At 74.4% G+C, this 17,272-nt stretch carries 15 protein-coding genes and 1 pseudogene; 3 read left to right on the top strand and 13 right to left on the bottom strand.

Going from position 1 to position 17,272, the window contains the following annotated elements; all coding sequences use genetic code 11:
- Nucleotides 1-2: 2 nt before the first annotated feature.
- Both ACWDD9_RS03625 and pdhA read right to left on the bottom strand, forming a co-directional pair.
- The gene (locus ACWDD9_RS03625) at nt 3-977 is read right to left on the bottom strand and encodes an alpha-ketoacid dehydrogenase subunit beta (protein ID WP_049658928.1); all 975 of its coding nucleotides are present in this window, start codon (nt 975-977) and stop codon (nt 3-5) included.
- Entirely contained in the window at nt 977-2,131 is a 1,155-nt protein-coding gene (pdhA, locus tag ACWDD9_RS03620; protein WP_049658931.1) for a pyruvate dehydrogenase (acetyl-transferring) E1 component subunit alpha, read from the bottom strand. Before pdhA ends, ACWDD9_RS03625 begins: the two co-directional genes overlap by 1 nt.
- 426 nt (nt 2,132-2,557) lie before the next feature.
- On the opposite strand from pdhA, the gene ACWDD9_RS03615 reads away from it, so the two are divergent.
- Complete coding sequence (locus ACWDD9_RS03615; protein WP_074001879.1) at nt 2,558-3,217, top strand: response regulator; 660 nt, start codon at nt 2,558-2,560, stop codon at nt 3,215-3,217.
- A 64-nt stretch (nt 3,218-3,281) separates the two neighbouring features.
- A complete protein-coding gene (locus ACWDD9_RS03610) occupies nt 3,282-4,382 on the top strand; it encodes a phosphotransferase (protein ID WP_234348650.1) in 1,101 nt (366 codons plus the stop codon).
- Nucleotides 4,383-4,401: 19 nt separating this feature from the next.
- Here the strand turns inward: ACWDD9_RS03610 and ACWDD9_RS03605 are convergent, their stop codons facing one another.
- From ACWDD9_RS03605 to ACWDD9_RS03560, 10 genes and pseudogenes are all read right to left on the bottom strand, one after another.
- Nucleotides 4,402-6,120 (bottom strand): protein kinase domain-containing protein, encoded by a 1,719-nt coding sequence (locus tag ACWDD9_RS03605; protein WP_449810689.1) that lies wholly within the window; start codon nt 6,118-6,120, stop codon nt 4,402-4,404.
- Nucleotides 6,121-6,232: 112 nt separating this feature from the next.
- Nucleotides 6,233-7,678, bottom strand: a complete 1,446-nt coding sequence (locus ACWDD9_RS03600) for a protein kinase domain-containing protein (RefSeq protein WP_074001882.1) — start codon at nt 7,676-7,678, stop codon at nt 6,233-6,235.
- A 301-nt stretch (nt 7,679-7,979) separates the two neighbouring features.
- A complete protein-coding gene (locus ACWDD9_RS03595) occupies nt 7,980-8,594 on the bottom strand; it encodes a bacterial proteasome activator family protein (protein WP_198959330.1) in 615 nt (204 codons plus the stop codon).
- A gap of 292 nt (nt 8,595-8,886) precedes the next feature.
- A complete protein-coding gene (locus ACWDD9_RS03590; RefSeq protein ID WP_449810688.1) occupies nt 8,887-9,675 on the bottom strand; it encodes a hypothetical protein in 789 nt (262 codons plus the stop codon).
- Nucleotides 9,676-9,824: 149 nt separating this feature from the next.
- Nucleotides 9,825-10,802: an NAD(P)H-quinone oxidoreductase gene (locus tag ACWDD9_RS03585; protein ID WP_049659602.1), complete on the bottom strand. Its 978-nt coding sequence runs from the start codon at nt 10,800-10,802 to the stop codon at nt 9,825-9,827.
- Between the two features lie 42 nt (nt 10,803-10,844).
- Nucleotides 10,845-11,906: a potassium channel family protein gene (locus ACWDD9_RS03580; RefSeq protein ID WP_117488713.1), complete on the bottom strand. Its 1,062-nt coding sequence runs from the start codon at nt 11,904-11,906 to the stop codon at nt 10,845-10,847.
- Between the two features lie 55 nt (nt 11,907-11,961).
- Nucleotides 11,962-13,146: a molybdopterin molybdotransferase MoeA gene (locus ACWDD9_RS03575; protein ID WP_449810687.1), complete on the bottom strand. Its 1,185-nt coding sequence runs from the start codon at nt 13,144-13,146 to the stop codon at nt 11,962-11,964.
- A gap of 20 nt (nt 13,147-13,166) precedes the next feature.
- Nucleotides 13,167-14,108 (bottom strand): annotated as a pseudogene (locus ACWDD9_RS03570) (NTP transferase domain-containing protein).
- Between the two features lie 16 nt (nt 14,109-14,124).
- Nucleotides 14,125-15,078: an MBL fold metallo-hydrolase gene (locus ACWDD9_RS03565; RefSeq protein ID WP_449810686.1), complete on the bottom strand. Its 954-nt coding sequence runs from the start codon at nt 15,076-15,078 to the stop codon at nt 14,125-14,127.
- A 109-nt stretch (nt 15,079-15,187) separates the two neighbouring features.
- Entirely contained in the window at nt 15,188-15,835 is a 648-nt protein-coding gene (locus ACWDD9_RS03560) for an FMN-dependent NADH-azoreductase (RefSeq protein ID WP_049651105.1), read from the bottom strand.
- 107 nt (nt 15,836-15,942) lie between these two features.
- On the opposite strand from ACWDD9_RS03560, the gene ACWDD9_RS03555 reads away from it, so the two are divergent.
- Nucleotides 15,943-16,350: a winged helix-turn-helix transcriptional regulator gene (locus tag ACWDD9_RS03555; RefSeq protein ID WP_117488718.1), complete on the top strand. Its 408-nt coding sequence runs from the start codon at nt 15,943-15,945 to the stop codon at nt 16,348-16,350.
- Nucleotides 16,351-16,446: 96 nt separating this feature from the next.
- Here ACWDD9_RS03555 and ACWDD9_RS03550 read toward each other — a convergent pair whose 3' ends face one another.
- Complete coding sequence (locus ACWDD9_RS03550) at nt 16,447-17,214, bottom strand: polyprenol monophosphomannose synthase (protein ID WP_074001887.1); 768 nt, start codon at nt 17,212-17,214, stop codon at nt 16,447-16,449.
- Nucleotides 17,215-17,272 lie beyond the last annotated feature (58 nt).

Genomic DNA, 17,272 nt, shown 5'->3' with positions numbered 1-17,272 from the left:
AGTCAGTACGCGAGCGCGCGGTCGACGGCGTCGAGCACGCGGTCCAGGTCGGGGAGGAAGGCCTCCTCGACCCGGGACGGCGGGTACGGCGCGTGGTAGCCGCCGACCCGCAGCACGGGTGCCTCCAGGTGGTAGAAGCACTTCTCGGTGAGCCGGGCGGCCAGTTCGGCGCCCATGCCCAGGAAGACCGGTGCCTCGTGCACCACGACGGCCCGACCGGTGCGCTTGACCGACGCCTCCAGGGCGGCGAAGTCCACCGGGGAGAGCGAGCGCAGGTCGACGACCTCCAGCCGGCGGCCGTCCTCCTCGGCGGCCGCGGCGGCCTCCAGGCAGACCTTGACCATCGGCCCGTACGCGATCAGCGTCAGGTCGGTGCCGGGCCGGACGACCCGGGCCTCGTGCAGGCCCAGGTCGGCGGCGTCGCCGACCTCGCCCTTGTCCCAGTAGCGGCGCTTGGGCTCCAGGAAGACGACCGGGTCGTCGGACTCGATCGACTGCCGCAGCATCCAGTGCGCGTCGTGCGCGCTGGACGGGGTGACCACGCGCAGACCGGCGGTGTGCGCGAAGTACGCCTCGTGCGACTCGCTGTGGTGCTCGACCGCGCCGATGCCGCCCGCGTAGGGGATGCGGATGGTGACCGGCATCTTGACGTGCCCGAGCGCGCGGGCGTGCATCTTCGCCAGCTGGGAGACGATCTGGTCGAAGGCCGGGTAGACGAAGCCGTCGAACTGGATCTCCACCACCGGGCGGTAGCCGCGCAGCGCCAGGCCGATCGCGGTGCCGACGATGCCGGACTCGGCCAGCGGGGAGTCGATCACCCGGTCCTCGCCGAAGTCCTTCTGCAGGCCGTCGGTGATCCGGAAGACGCCGCCGAGCTTGCCGATGTCCTCGCCCATGAGGAGGGTCTTCGGGTCGTTCTCCAGCGACTTGCGCAGCGCTCCGTTCAGCGCCTTGGCGATGCTCAGCTGACCGGCCATCAGTGGGTCTCCCCCGCCTCGAAGGAGGCCGCGTACTCGACGTACTCGGCCCGTTCCTCATCGACCAGCGTGTGCGGCTCGCTGTACACGTGGTCGAAGATCAGGGTCGGGTCCGGGTCCGGCATGCCGCGCACGCCCTCGCGCACCCGCAGCCCCAGCTGCTCGCTCTCGGCGTCGACGGCGGCGAAGAACTCCTCGTCGGCCAGGCCCTCCTTCTCCAGGTGGGCGCGGAGCCGGGAGATCGGGTCCTTGGCCTTCCAGGCCTCGGTCTCCTCGGTGTGCCGGTAGCGGGTGGGGTCGTCGGAGGTGGTGTGGGCGCCCATCCGGTAGGTGAACGCCTCGATCAGCACCGGGCCGTTGCCGTTGCGGGCGTGGTCGAGCGCCCAGCGGGTGACCGCGAGGCAGGCCAGCACGTCGTTGCCGTCGACCCGCACGCCGGGGAAGCCGAAGCCGGAGGCGCGGCGGTACAGCGGGATCTTGGTCTGGGTGGTGGTGGGCTCGGAGATCGCCCACTGGTTGTTCTGGCAGAAGAAGACCACCGGCGCGTTGTAGACCGAGGCGAAGGTGAAGGCCTCGTTGACGTCGCCCTGGCTGGAGGCGCCGTCGCCGAAGTACGCGATGACCGCGTCGTCGGCGCCGTCCTTGGTGATGCCCATCGCGTACCCGGTGGCGTGCAGGGTCTGCGCGCCGATCACGATGGTGTACAGGTGGAAGTTCTTCTCGTTCGGGTCCCAGCCGCCGTGGTTCACGCCGCGGAACATGCCGAGCAGGTTCAGCGGGTCGACGTCGCGGCACCAGGCCACGCCGTGCTCGCGGTAGGTGGGGAAGGCGTAGTCGCCGGGGCGCATGGCGCGGCCGGAGCCGACCTGGGCGGCCTCCTGGCCGAGCAGCGAGGCCCACAGGCCCAGCTCGCCCTGGCGCTGGAGCGCGGTGGCCTCGCCGTCGAACCGGCGCACCAGCACCAGGTCGCGGTAGAGGGCGCGCAGCTCCTCGGGAGTGGTGGTGAGGGGGTAGTCCGGGTGCTCGACCCGCTCGCCTTCCGGCGTGAGCAGCTGGACGAGCTCCGGCTGGGCGTCCTTGCCCGTGGCGCGGAGGGTGTCAGGGACGCCGGGGGCCGCCTTCTTGCGGGCCCTCGCCGTGCTTTTGACGGTCACGTTCACTCCTCGGTCTGTCCGGCCGCCCGGGGTCGCCGGTGACCGGTCCGGTCACCGCCTCGCGGGGCGCGCGTGGGTGTGCGCTCCCACTGCGGGGCAGGTGGTGATCCTGTTCCGACGGCGTCCCTCACGAGAACGTTACCCAGCGTCCGCCCTCGACGCGCTTGCGCTAGGACGTCCTACTTGTTCAGGGCCTACAACCCCGAGGGTGCCGCGTTCGGCTCGCCGTCGGAAGGGTGGGGGTGACGGTCGGCGTGACGCAGCTCTCAATTCGAGCGCCTTCAGGACACCAGCGCACGTTATCCGGGCAGACGCCCGTACGTAAGGGGGTTCTCGGTATCGGTTTCGGACGGCTGTGGCCGGATCGCGTTGGTATGGAGGTCCGGGCGATAGGTCTTTCGTACGGTGTTATGGGAGGCTTTGGACGTGACTGATAACGGACAAATCAGGGTATTCCTGCTCGACGATCACGAGGTCGTCCGGCGGGGCGTGCACGATCTGCTCTCGGTCGAGGACGACATCGAGGTCGTCGGCGAGGCCGGCACGGCCGCCGAGGCGCTCACCCGGATCCCCGCGGTCCACCCGGACGTGGCGGTGCTCGACGTCCGGCTGCCGGACGGCAACGGGGTCGAGGTCTGCCGCGAGATCCGGTCCAAGCTGCCGGAGATCAAGTGCCTGATGCTCACCTCGTTCTCGGACGACGAGGCGCTGTTCGACTCGATCATGGCCGGCGCCTCCGGCTACGTACTGAAGGCGATCCGCGGCACCGACCTGATCACCGCCGTCCGGGACGTCGCGGCCGGCCGCTCGCTGCTCGACCCGGTCGCCACCAGCAGGGTGCTCGCCCGGCTGCGCGACGGCGGGGAGAAGGAGGACGAACGGCTCGCCCAACTCACCAAGCAGGAACGGCGGATCCTCGATCTGATCGGCGAAGGTATGACAAATCGTCAGATCGGCAACGAGTTGCACCTGGCGGAGAAGACGGTGAAGAACTACGTCTCCAGTCTGCTCGCCAAGATGGGCATGGAGCGGCGCACCCAGGCGGCCGCCTTCGTGGCGCGGCACCAGGCCGACCACCAGTACTGATCCGGCCCTTCACAGAACTGACGGTTTGTCAAGGGCCCCCACAAGGGGGCCATAACCTCTGCACGTGACTTTCAGCCAGACCCTTGCCTGCGCACCGGCCCGCCCCGATCTCTCCGCACCACCGATGGGGACCCTCAGTCCCCCCGTCCCGGGGGGTGCGCTCGCCGAGGTCCTGGCCCGCTACCGGGTCGGACGGCCGCTGACCACCGAACCCGTCGCCGAGGGCCTGTTGAACCGGGGGTACCTGGTCACCACCGAGGCCGGTCCGTACTTCCTGAAGTGCTACGTCGACTCCGCCACCGCCAGCCGTCCGAAGATCCTCGCCCACCACCGCGCGATGGCCGCGCTGAACACCCTCGGCCTGCCCGTCGCACCCCCGCTGGCCTGCGCCGAACGGTCCGGCACGGTGGCCGCCTGGGGCGGCCGGCTGTTCGCCCTGTTCCCCTGGGTCGAGGGGCGGCACCGGCACGGCGACGAGCTCGACCCGTCGCAGTGCGACGCGCTCGGCACGCTGCTCGGCCGGCTGCACGGCGCGCTCGACGACGTCTGCGCCCCCCTCGAACAACCCGCCGGGTACCGGAGCGCCGACCCCGTCGACAGCGCCGCACTCGCCCGCGACCTGCGGCGCCGCGCCCGGGAGCACCAGCCGGCCGGGGAGTTGGACGCCCTCGTGGTGGAACGGCTCACGGAACGGCTGGAACTGCTCGCCGAGCACGCCCACCGCCGCCCCGCCCCGGAGGCCGCGCCGCCCACCGGCTGGACCCACGGCGACTTCCACGGCCTCAACCTGCTGTACGAGGACGACCCGCGGGGCGGCCGGGTGGCGGCCGTCCTGGACTGGGACAAGCTCGGCCCCCAGCCACGCGCCGAGGAGGCGGTCCGGGCCGCCACGCTGCTCTTCAACGACCGCTCGTCCGGCGCCCTCGACCTGGTCCGGGTCCGCCGCTACTCCCAGGCCTACCGGGCCTCCGGGGCGGCCACCGCCGAGCACCTGGCCGCCGCCGTCCACCGGGTCTGGTGGGAGCGGCTGAACGACTTCTGGATGCTGCAGTGGCGCTACCAGCGGGCCGACCACCGGGCCGACCCGCTCTACCCCGCCTCCGCGGGCCAGCTGGCGTGGTGGTGCCAGGAGTACGAGCAGGTCCTGGACGCCTTCGCCAACTGACCCGCCGCCGCCGACCGGGTCAGGGGGTCGGCGGCACGACCGGGATGGACGGCTTCGGGTCCGTCGGCGGCTTCGGCGACCCGGTGCCGGGGCCCGCGGTCTGCGGCGGCGCCGTCGTGGCCGGCGCCGTCGTCGCGGGCGCCGTCCCGGTCGGCGTGTGGCTGGCCGTCCCGGTCGGCGTCGGGGTCGGGGTGTGCTTGCCCGTGTTCGGCGACGGCGACATGTTGTTGCCGCTGTTCCCGTTGTTGTTCCCGTTGTTGTTGCCGGGGTCGGTCGGCTGCTGCGGCTTCTTGCTGCCGGAGGCCGAGGCCGGCGGGGTCGCCAGGCCGCTCTGGGACGGGGGCGCGGTCGTCTCGGTACTGGTGGCCGCCGGGGGCTGCGGCGAGATGTCCGAGTGGCCGGTGGGCTCGCTGCCGCTGAGCGCGAACGCGATGCCCGCACCGGCCGCGACCAGCACGGCGATCGCGCCGGCCACCCAGGCCCAGGGCCCGCGCCGCCGGCCGGGGCCCTCGTCGTCCCCGCCCGCACCGGTACCGCCGCCGTACGGGCCGCTGGCCGCCGGGTAGGGCGAGGAGGGGGTGTGCGGGCCGCCCGTCGAGTACGGCAGCACGGAGGTCTGGTCGGCCGGTCCCACCGCGCCGAAGGCCGCGGTGGCCGCGGCCTGGTCCGGCCGGAGCACCTGGGTCGCGCCGGTGTCGACCGCGGCCCCGCCGGCCCAGGCGGCCCCGCCCGCGCCGTGCATCTCGCGCAGCGCGTGCTGGACGTGGGCGCGGAACTCGTCGGCGTCCTGGAAGCGGTCGTCCGGGTTCTTGGCGAGCGAGCGCAGCACCAGCGCGTCGAGGCCGGCCGGCACCCGGCCGTTGGCCTGCGAGGGCGGCACCGGCGGGTCCTGGACGTGCTGGTAGACCACCGACAGCGGGGTGTCGCCGGTGAACGGCGGTCGCACCGTGAGCAGTTCGTAGAGCATGCAGCCGGCCGCGTACAGGTCCGAGCGGTGGTCGACCGGCTTGCCGAGCGCCTGCTCGGGCGAGAGGTACTGCGGGGTGCCCATGACCATGCCGGTCTGGGTCATCGTGGTGGCCCCGCCGGTCAGCGCCCGGGCGATGCCGAAGTCCATCACCTTGACCGCGCCGGCGTTGGTGATGCTCACGTTGGCGGGCTTGATGTCGCGGTGGACGATGCCGCTGCGGTGGCTGTAGGCGAGCGCCTCCAGCACCCCGGCGATGATGATCAGCGCCTGGTCGACCGGCGGCGCCTCCTCGTCCGCCAGCAGCTCGCGGACGGTGCGGCCCTCGACCAGCTCCATCACGATGTACGGCGTGGACTCGTCCCCGTCGTACTCCTCGCCGGTGTCGTAGACCGCGACGATCGAGTGGTGGTTGAGCGCCGCGACGGCGTGTGCCTCGCGGGTGAAGCGCAGCCGGGCGACGTCGTCCTGGGCCAGCTCGCCACGCAGCAGCTTGACGGCGACGGTGCGGCCGAGCCGCACGTCCTCGGCGGCGAACACCTCGGCCATGCCGCCGCGCCCGAGCCGGTAGGTCAGCCGGTAACGGCCGTCCCCGACGGTGCTCAGCGGCACGGCGGTGCCACGGCCCGGGGTGTGCGGGCCGCCCGTGGCGACCGGCGGCAGCGCCGAGGTCGGGGCCTCGCCGCCGGGCTCGGGAATCCTCGGGGTTCCGCCGGTCCGGCCGACCGCCCGGACACCCGCGTCGTCGTCCGGCTGCTGCGTCTGTGCCATCGCTCCTCGCCCCGGGCGTTCGCTCGGATCGCGGTGCCCTGTCGCTTACGTATCCCCGAACGCTACCGCCTCCGGCGGACGACCGTGGTACCCCCGAACCTGCCGGAAACCGTCAGAGCAGGCCATTCCGGTCGGCCGGGAGGTCGAGGACCAGCACGTCGGCGGGACGGTCCGCGTGGCTGAACTTGCCGCCCGTCTTCTCGTCCGCCTTGTTGACCACGATCGCGATGATGATGCCCGCGAGCACCAGCACGCCGACGATGATCCCGATCACGACCACGGCCGTCGAGCAGCCGCCGCCGCTGGTGGGCGCCTTCGGCTGCTGGTACGGCGGCATCGGCTGCGGCATCGGCTGCGGCGGCGGGGTGTGCGCCCCCTGCTGGAGGTACTGCGGGTGCGGCGTGTGCGGGGCCTGCGGCCGCGGGGTCTGGTAGGCGGGCGGCGGCGTCTGGTACTGCTGCCCGCCCTGCTGGAGGTACTGCGGGTGCGGGGTGTGCGGGGCCTGCGGCTGCGGCGTCTGGTAGGCGGGCGGCGGCGTCCGGTACTGCTGGGCCCCCTGCTGGAGGTACTGCGGCTGGGGCGTCTGCGGGGCCTGCGGAGCGGCGTGCACCGAGCGCGGGCCCTCGTTGATCACCAGCGGGGTGCTGGCCTGCAGCCGGTGCCCGTTGTCGCCGCCCTTGGCGGCCGCGATCAGCCGCTCCGCCTCGTCCCGCATCGCCGCCGCGCTCTGGAACCGGTGCGCCGGGTCCTTGCGCAGCGCCTGGGCGACGAAGGCGTCCACCTCGGGCGTGATCGAGCGGTTGAGGGTGGAGGGGGCCGGCGGCTCCTCCTGGACGTGCTTGTAGGCGATCGAGAACGCCGAGTCCCCGTCGAAGACCAGCTGCCCGGTGATCATCTCGAAGAGCATCACGCCGACCGAGTAGAGGTCGGAGCGGGCGTCCACCGGCTTGCCGAGCGCCTGCTCGGGCGAGAGGTACTGCGGGGTGCCGACCACCATGCCGGTCTGCGTCATCGACGTGACGCCGGATTCCAGCGCACGGGCGATGCCGAAGTCCATGACCTTGACGTTGCCCTTGCGGTCGAACATGACGTTGCCGGGCTTGATGTCGCGGTGCACCAGGCCCATGTCGTGCGAGGCCTCCAGCGCGTTCAGCACGCCGACGGTGACCTTCAGGGCCTCCTCGGCCGGCATCGCGCCGTACTGGCCGACCGCCTCGTTGATCGCCTCGCGCAGGCCGTTGCCGTCGATCAGCTGCATCACGATGTACGGCGTGCTGGAGCCGTCCGGGGCGATGTCCTCGCCGCTGTCGTACACGGTGACGATGTTCGGGTGCTCCAGCCGGGCCACCGCCTGGGCCTCGCGGCGGAACCGCTCCTTGAACGAGTCGTCCCGGCCCAGCTCGCTGTGCATGCTCTTCAGCGCGACCTGCCGGTCCAGCACGCGGTCGTGGGCGAGGTGCACGGAGGCCATGCCGCCCTCGCCCAGCAGCCGCTGCAGCACATAGCGGCCGTTGCCCAGGGAGAAGCCCTCGACCGCCGCGTTGCCGTGCTCGCTCATGGTCCTCTGCTCCCCCTCGGCGCGGCCGTGCTCGCCGCAACCTGACGTTCGGTCTCGTCCGTGCGTGGTGGGCCCGGCCCGCTGGCCTGGCGGGCCCCTGCCGCGGCGGTTCCACCGGCCGGCGACAGGGGCCAGGGTATCGGCTCGCGCCGACGGTGATCGGTCCAGGGCCGGGGCCGGTCCCGGCCCTGGGCCGCCCGGCCCGGCGGCCCGGGACCGGGGAGGATCGTCGTGGTACGTCCGGTCCGACGGCGGTCCGGGCGGCCCGGAGGCGCCTACCGGCGGGTACCGCCGGGTGCGGCTACAGGTAGGGGCCGGAGCGGATGCCGCGGCCCTGGCCCGGCTCGTCCTCGTCCGGCTCGCCGCTGTGCAGCCCGGGCGGCAGCGCCCGCCGCATCTGCTCCAGCTGCGCCCGCGCCGCCATCTGCTGCGCGAACAGGGCGGTCTGGATGCCGTGGAACAGGCCCTCCAGCCAGCCGACCAGCTGGGCCTGGGCGATCCGCAGCTCGGCCTCGGTCGGGATGGTGTCGTCGGTGAACGGCAGCGACAGCCGCTCCAGCTCGGCGACCAGCTCCGGGGCCAGCCCCAGTTCGAGCTCCTTGATCGAGCTCGCGTGGATGTCCTTCAGCCGGACCCGGCTCGCCTCGTCGAGAGGCGCCGCCCGGACCTCCTCCAACAGCTGCTTGATCATGCTGCCGATGCGCATGACCTTGGCGGGCTGCTCGACCATCTCGGTCACCGGGAGCTCGCGCGGCACGTCGCCCTCGTCGTCCCCGTCCCCAGCCGCACCGGCGAACCCCTGGCCCACGGGCAGCCCGTCCGGTCCGACGATCAGCACCTTCTGGCCGTCCTGCGACTGCCCGCCGCCGGCCCGGAAGGGCTCCTGCGACGGGCGCTCGTTCATCGGATTCGTCATGAACAACATTCTCTCTCACTGGGGTTGGTCGGGCGGAAGCCCCCGGTCGTCCCGCCGTCCTGCGCCACCCGTGACGACGCTACGCCTCCGGACGCCCTGCGGGAATCCGTACGGATACTCAGTTCCCGCACCCGGTCCGCCGACCGGCCACCGGCGGCCCGGCGACGGCACCCCGGCCCCGCGCACGGCGGTCCGCCGCTCCGTGGCCGCCGAAACCCCGGGCCGCTCCGGGCGCGCCGCGCCCCGCCGGGCCCCCAGCCCTTGCGCTACCGCAGCCCCGGCCCTGGGGGGCTCAGTCCTTGCGCAGCCGCAGACCGACCAGCCCCAGGCCGCAGCCGATCAGGCCCAGGCCGACGCCCAGCGGGAGCTGGGTGGTGGAGGCGTCCTGCCAGCGGGCGGGGAAGAGCGCGGGCACCCCGGCCACGGCCGCGACCGGCTGTCCGGCGACCGCCTCGGCCGTGTTCGCCGCGGCCGGGTCCGGGACGGCGGCCGCGCCGGGGGCCTCGGCCTCCGCGGCGTCCCCGTCGGCCTCCGGCTGCTCGGCCCCGACGGCCTGGTCCGGGGCCTCATCCGGGGTCTGCTCGGCAGCCTGGTCGGGAGCCTGCTCCGGGGCCTGCTCGACGGCCTGGTCGGCGGCCTGGTCCGGCAGCTGCTCGGGAGCCTGGTCGGGAGCCTGCTCCACGGCGGCGTCGGAGCGCTCGGGCAGCGAGGCCAGGTGGTGCCGGTGGGCCTGCGGGGCGTTGCCGGCCGGGTGCGGACGCGGCAGCGGTCGCCGCGGCGGCGCGGCCACCGGCCCGGGGACGCCCGGTTCGTCGTCGGCTTCGTCGTCCTGCTCGGCGGCCGGCCCACCGCCCGGCTCGGCACGCGTCCCCGCGTCCGGCGAGGGATACGCCGCCGGCAGGGGGAGCGCCCCCGGCGAGGGCAGCGCCACCGCCGCCGAGGCGGCGGCCAGCGGGAGCGTGAGCCCCAGCACGGCCGCCGCGAACAGCCGCTGGGCGCGGCCCGGAGAGCGCCGGGACGGACGACGGTGGTGCGGCGCGACGGGCAGCGGCCCGAGGGATGCGTGCGGAGATGCGGCCACGGTCGGAGTCCTTCCGACGGCCGACGGCGCCCGGGGGCGGGATCGGCGGCGGGACTGCTCCGGACCAGATTCGCACGCGCCCGCCGTTACGGCATTTCGGGCAATTCACACCCGTCCGGCCGCCGCCCCGCCACCGGGGTCCCCCGTGCTCAGGCCCGCAGCACGACCTTCCCGACCTGCTCCCCGCGCTCCAGCACCCGGTGCGCCTCGGCCACCTCGGCCAGCGGCAGCACCCGGTCCACCACCGGCTTCACCACCCCGGACTCGACCAGCGGCCACACGTGCTCCCGCACCGCCGCCACGATCGCCGCCTTCTCCGCCAGCGGCCGCCCGCGCAGGTTGGTGGCGATCACCGCCCCGCGCTTGCGCAGCAGCGTGTTGAGGTCGAGCTCGCCCTTCACCCCGCCCTGGAGTCCGATGATCACCAGCCGCCCGTTGACCGCCAGCGCGTCCACGTTCCGCTGGAGGTACTTGGCGCCCATGATGTCCAGGATCACGTCCGCCCCGGCCCCGTCGGTGGCCTCCCGGAGCACCTCGACGAAGTCCTGCTCGCGGTAGTCGATCAGGATGTCCGCGCCCAGCTCGGCGCAGCGCGCCAGCTTCTCCGGGCCGCCCGCGGTGACCGCGACCCGGGCGCCGACCGCCTTGGCCAGCTGGATCGCCATCGTCCCGATCCCGCTCGCGCCGCCGTGCAGCAGCACCGTCTCGCCGGGCCGCAGGTGCGCGGTGAGGAAGACGTTGGACCAGACCGTGCAGGCGACCTCGGGCAGTGCCGCGGCCTGCTCGGCGGACAGCCCCGCGGGCAGCGGCAGCAGCTGCCCGGTCGGCACCGCGACCCGCTGCGCGTAGCCGCCGCCGGCCAGCAGCGCGCACACCTCGTCGCCGACCGCCCAGCCGGCCACCCCGGGCCCGAGCGCGACGATCCGCCCGGCGCACTCCAGCCCCGGGTAGGGCGGGGCGCCGGGCGGCGGGTTGTAGAAGCCCTGCCGCTGGAGCAGGTCGGCGCGGTTGACGGCGGTGGCCGCCACCTCGACCAGGACCTCGCCCTCGGCGGGGACCGGGTCGGGCACCTCGGCCCAGACCAGTGCCTCGGGACCGCCGGGTACGGGAATCGTCATCGCATGCATGCCCCGAACCTACTGCGGGCGGGGGCGGTTCCACGGCGCGGCTCAGCCCGTCGGCGCGGCCGCGCTGGACTTGATGACGATCACCCGGTCGGTGAGCTGGAGCACGGCGGCCTCCGGCTCGGTGTAGTTGAGCACCCGTCGGCCCCGGACCACCGCGACCACCAGGTCCGCGCACTCGCGCGGGCTGTGCCCGGCCTCGGCCCGGGTGACCGGGCGCTCCACCACGTCCAGCCCGTTGCCGTACGTCAGCAGGTCCTCCATCACCGCCCCGGCGTGCGGGCTGAGCATCGACAGCCCGAGCAGCCGCCCGGCCGAACTGGAGCTGGTCACCACGACGTCGGCGCCGCTCTGCCGCAGCAGCGGCGCGTTCTCGTCCTCCCGTACGGCGGCGACCACGGTGGCGGCCTTGTTCAACTGGCGGGCCGTCAGCGTGATCAGCACGGCGGTGTCGTCCCGCTCCGGCGCGACCACCACCCGTGCGGCGGTGGGCAGCCCGGCGCGCACCAAGGTGTCGGTGCGGGTGGCGTCGCCGACCACCCCGACCAGGCCGTGCTGGGCGGCGGCGTCGACCACCTTGCGCTGCGGGTCGACGACGACGATCTCCTCCTTCTTCACCCCCTGCCCGATCAGGGTGTCGACGGCGCTGCGGCCCTTCGTCCCGTAGCCGATGACGACGGTGTGCTCGCGCACGGTGGACCTCCAGCGGTTCAACCGCCATTGCAGGCGGGTCCGTTCGGTGAGCACCTCCAGGGTGGTGCCGACCAGGATGATCAGGAACACCACGCGCAGCGGGGTGATCACGAAGATGTTGGTGAGCCGGGCGCCGTCGCTGAACGGGGTGATGTCGCCGTACCCGGTGGTGGAGAGCGTCACGGTGGCGTAGTACGCCGCGTCCAGGAAGCTCAGCCCGCCGCCGGCGTTGTCGTTGTAGCCGTCCCGGTCGAGGTAGACGATGAACGTGGTGGCGACCAGGACGGCGAGCGCCAGCAGCAGCCGGGAGCCGACCTGCCGCACGGCGGGCTCGGCCCGTCGGGCGGGCAGCACGATCCCGGCGTCCGCCCACGGCTCGGTGCCGGGCGCGAGGTTGCGTCGGATCCGGCTCATGCGCCCACCCCGGCGGCCCCCGCGCCGGACGCGCGGCTCTTGACGGTTCCCTCGTTCACGGCGCCTCCAGCAGTTCGACCGTCTCCCCCGCCGCCGCCCCGCCGGGCGGCACCACGGCGAGCGCCTCGGCCCGGGCGAGCCCGCGCAGCATCGCCGGGCCGTCGAAGGCCAGCGGCAGGACGCCCTCGGCGGTCCGCCGGACCGGCTGGAGCCGGGTGTCCGTCCGGTGCCCGGCCAGCGGGGCCGCGGCCGGGGCGAGGGCGGGCGGGCCGACGGTCCGTCCGCTGCGGGCGTGCAGCAGCGGCAGGACGAGGGTGACCATCCCGGCGACGGCGGCCAGCGGGTTGCCCGGCAGGCCCACCAGGTGGCGGCCGCCGGGGAGTTCGGCCAGCAGCATGGGGTGCCCCGGCCGGACGGCGACGCCGTCCACCAGCAGTCGGGCGCCGGCCTCGGCGAGCGCCCGGTGCAGGAAGTCGACCGGTCCGGCGGCCGTTCCGCCGGTGGTGACCACCAGATCGGCGGTGGAGTGCCGCAGCGCGTCCCGGAGCAGCCCGAAGTCGTCCCGGACGTACCCGACCTCGGGCGTCCCGGCGCCGGCGGCCCGCAGCCAGGGCGGCAGCAGCGGCCCGAGCGCGTCCCGGACCAGGCCCGACCCGGGCACCCCGGAGGTGAGCAACTCGTCCCCCAGGACGAGCAGTCGGACCTCCGGACGGCGGCGGACCGGCAGCCGGTCGTGGCCGCAGGCGGCGGCCAGGCCGAGCACGGCCGGCCCGACCGGGGTGCCGGCCGGCAGCAACTCCTCGCCCAGGCGGCACTCCTGGCCGCGCGGGCGGACGTCCTGGCCGGTGGTCAGCGGCCGCGGGCCGCGGTCGTGCAGCAGCGCGGCGTCCGTCCACCCGTGCTCACGGCGCAGTACGGCGGTGGCGCCGGGCGGCAGTTGGGCGCCGGTGGCGATCTCCACGGCGGTGCCGTCGGCCAGCGGCGCCGGCTCGGCCCGTCCGGCCAGCACCCGGCCGGCGACCCGCCACGGGCCGGGACCGGCGACCGCCCAGCCGTCCATCGCGGAGGTGTCGAAGGCGGGCAGGTCGGTCAGCGCGCCGAGCGGCTCGGCGAGGGTGCGGCCGAGCGCCTCGGCCAGCGGGACGGGGACCCCGGGCAGCGGGCGCAGCCCGGCCCGGCGCGCGGTCTCCCGGGCGCCGGGCCAGCTCAGCACGCCGGGACCGGTGGACGGTGCGGCCACGGTCGGCTGTCCGACCGCGCTCACGACTCGCCCGGCCGGTCGGCGGGGCCCCAGCCCTCGGCGAGGGCCTCGGTCCGCCGGGCCGCCTCGGCGACGGCCTCCGCCCCGCCGCCCCGCTGGGCGGCCGCGTAGCCGATCAGGAAGGCGGTCAGCGGCGCGGCCGGCCGGGCCACCCCGTGCGCGACCACCCGGGCCGTGTCGAGCAGACCGTGGACGTCGACGTCCAGGTCGATGCCCAGGTCGGCCTTGACCTCGGCGATCCAGTCATCCAGCGTGCGCTCCATGCGCCCATGCTGCCTGATCGGTGGTTTCCCGAAGTGTTCGCCCCGTGTGCGGGGCGCGTCGTTTCGCTCACACGTCGGTGGCCGGGGCGGTGCGCCTCAGGTCCGGTCGCGCTCGCGGGCCTGCTCCAGGTCCTCCCAGGTGTCGCAGTCGTAGGCGACGTTGTCGGTGTCGGCCACCCGCAGCCGGGGCAGTCCGCCGACCAGGCGGCGCAGCGGCTGGTCGGCGGGATCGCCGAGGGCGGCCAGCGCGGCGCGCAGCGGGGCGGTGCGGTAGGCGGCGGCGAGCGGCTGGTCGCGGCCGCCCGCGTCGACCAGCACGGCGGCGTCCCCGTGCGCCCCGGCCCGGTCGAGGGCGGCGACCAGCCGGTCCACCGTCCGCCGGTCCAGGAAGGGCAGGTCGGCGGCGAGCAGCAGCACGGTGTCCGCGGTGACCAGGTCGAGCCCGGCCGCGACGGCGGCGACCGGCCCGCCGCCGGGCGGCCGCTCCCTGGTCCAGTGGACGCCGCCGCGCGCGGTCGGCCGGACCGGGCCGACCACGACGGTGGTGCGGGCGCCCGTGCAGGCGGCGAGCACCCGGTCGAGCAGGGTGGTCCCGCCGACCGTCAGCCCGGGCTTGTCGGCCCCGCCGAGGCGCCGGGCGGCCCCGCCCGCCGGGACGATCACGTCGTACGGCGTCATGCGGCCAGTATCCGCCCTACGCCTGCTCGGGCCCGCCGTCCTCCTCGGACTCCCGGTCCTCCTCGGGCTCCCCGGCCGCGCGGGCGGTGTTGGCCGCCGCGCCCAGTTGCAGGAAGGACGGCAGGGTCAGCTCCCCGTACCGCTCGTTCATCGCCGTGACCAGCGCCTCCGGGTCGTCCGGGTGCTCGGCCAGCAGCCGGTCGAAGTCCTGGAGGTACTCGCCGGTGAAGGCCAGCACCCGGGCGGCGTCGTCGCCCTGGTCCGGGGCCCGGTGGCCGGCGATCACCCGGTCCGCGCCGAGGTCGGCGATCCGGCCGAGGTTGTGCCCCCACGTGGTGCGCTGGGCCGGGGTGGTGTCGGCGGTCCAGACGTGGGTGCCGTTGTGGACGAAGTCCCCGGCGATCACGGTGCGGATGCTCGGCACGTGGACGACCGTGGAGTCCCCGCAGTCGGCCTGGCCGAGCAGCAGCACGGGGATCACCTGGCGGTCCAGCATCAGCGGCTGCGGCAGCAGCGGGGCGGGGATCAGCGGGTGGTCCGGGATGTCGTCGCCGTACACCGGCTTCCACTGCGCGACCTTGGCGGCGACGGTGCGCCGGATGCCCTCGACCACGGCCGGGGCGGCCAGCAGCTGCGCGTCGGGGAAGAGCCGCAGCACCTCCTCGGCGCCGAAGTAGTGGTCCGGGTGCTGGTGGGTGACGACGACGGCGAGCAGGCGTCTGCCCTTGCCGGCGACCCACTCGGCCAGCTCGCGCCCGGCGCTGCGGGTCAGCTGGGCGTCCACCAGGATCGCGGTCCGCTCGCCGAGGATCAGTGTCGAGGTGGCGAAGAAGGCCGACTCGGGGCCGGTGAAGACGGCGACCTCCAGCGGCCGGGCCGGCTGCCCGGGCTCGGGCGGCACCGCGCCCGCGGCCGGCCGGGCCTGGGCACGCTCCGCGCCGGCGCTCTCCTCGGACGGGGACGTCGTCACGGGCTGCTCCCTCTGGTCGGCGGTCGGATTCCCTGCGCCCTACAGCATGGGAGCACCGACGGCCGATTGCGCGGAAGGCGCGCCCGGTGGGGCGCGCCTCCGGTGCACGTCACACCGCGGCTCGGGCGGCCGCTTCCTTGGCCCGGCGGGCGGCCTGCTCCAGGGCCTGGGCCTTGGACTCGACGGCCTTCGGGACGAAGTCGGCCATCGCCGGGACGGCGGCCGCCAGGGTGAACTCCGGGACGATGAAGTCGACCTCCAGCCCGAGCATGCCGGTCAGCACCTTCTCCAGGTAGGTGGTGACGAACTCGAACGGCTCGCGCGGGGCGCCGGGCGCGTACGAGCCGCCGCGGGAGGCGACCACGGTGACCGGGGTGCCCTTGGCGGAGGGCGTCTCGCCGGCGGTGCGGCCGACCAGGATCACGTGGTCCAGCCAGGTCTTGAGGGTCGACGGGATCGTGAAGTTGTACATCGGGCTGCCGATCAGCACGGCGTCGGCCTGCTCCAGCTCGGCCATCACCTGCTCGCGCAGCGCGAAGGCGGCGGCCTGCTCGGCGCTGTGGGCCTCGGCGGGGGCGAATCCGGCGCTGATGCCGTGCACGTCGAGGTGCGGGAGGGGGTCGGCGGCGAGGTCCCGGTAGATCACCGTGCCCTCGGGGTGCTCGGCCTGCCAGGCGGCGCGGAAGGCGGCGGTGACCTCGCGGGAGACGGAGCCGTCGGCGATCGCGGAGGAGTCGAGGTGCAGGAGCGTGGGCATGGCAGTGCCTCCAGATAATAAGTAGCTGCTGATTTCGCTGCGACTGCAATTACCGTAGCAGCTTACTTTTCTATAGTCACTAGTAGGGGTTCGAGTAGGCTGGACCCATGGCCGAGCACGAGGCAGTGACCGACGGAGTCCCGATCGCCACCGACGCGTGCGGCGCCGAGGGCCCCGGCCCGTGCCGCAACGTCGACCTGGCCCTCACCCGGGTGTTCACCCTGCTCGGCAAGCGCTGGACCGGCATGCTGCTGGGCGTCCTCACCAACGGCGGCCCCGCGTACTTCTCCGAGCTGCGCCGCGCCGTCCCGGGCATCAGCGAGCGGATGCTCTCCGACCGGCTGACCGAGCTGGCCGAGGCCGGGCTGGTCGTCCGCGAGGTCGACGCCGGCCCGCCGCTGCGGGTCAGCTACCGGCTCACCGAGGCCGGCTTCGCGCTCAAGCCCGCGCTCACCGAACTGGCCGTCTGGGCCGACCGCTACCTGCCGGAGGGCGTGCTCAGGAGCGGCTGCTGAGCCCCCCGGGCGCCCGGCGCACCTCCCCCGGACATGCGGAAGGGCCCGTCCACCGGTTCGGTGGACGGGCCCTTCGGCCAGGAACGGTTCGGTCGGTCAGCGCTTCGCGGTGGCCCCGCGCAGCTTGGCCAGCCGGTCGGTGACACCCCAGGTGGTCACCCGCCACAGCGCCTCGACCACGATGCCGCGGCTCATCTTGGACGCCCCCAGCTCGCGCTCGACGAAGGTGATCGGCACCTCGGCGACCTTGAACCCGGCCTTCACCGTGCGCCAGGCCAGGTCGACCTGGAAGCAGTACCCGGCCGAGGCGACCTCGTCCATGCCCAGGCCCAGCAGGGTCTCCTTGCGGAACGCCCGGTAGCCGCCGGTGACGTCCCGGATCGGCACGCCCAGCATCAGCCGCGAGTAGGTCGAGCCGCCGCGCGAGAGCAGCAGCCGGGACTTCGGCCAGTTCACCACCCGGCCGCCCGGCACCCAGCGCGAGCCCAGCACCAGGTCGGCGCCGCGCAGCGCGCCCAGCAGCCGGTCCAGCTCCTCGGGCTGGTGCGAGCCGTCCGCGTCCATCTCGACCAGGACGTCGTAGCCGTTGTCGATGCCCCAGCGGAACCCCGCGAGGTAGGCGGCCCCGAGGCCCTCCTTGCCCTTGCGGTGCATGACGTGGACGTGCTCGTCCTCGACGGCCAGCTTGTCGGCCAGCTCGCCGGTGCCGTCGGGGCTGTTGTCGTCGGCGACCAGGACGTGCGCCTCGGGGACGGCGGCACGGACCCGGCCGACGATCCGCTCGACGTTCTCCGCCTCGTTGTAGGTCGGGATGATCACCAGGACCTTGCCGAGATCAGCAAAACTCTGCTGGTTCACGGTCACGTACAAACCTCTCGGCCGATGACGGGGGGTCTCGGAACACCGGCGCCCGCACTCTGGA

The sequence above is a fragment of the Kitasatospora sp. NPDC001119 genome, from assembly GCF_053598475.1.
This window is presented reverse-complemented; position numbering and strand designations above follow the sequence as displayed.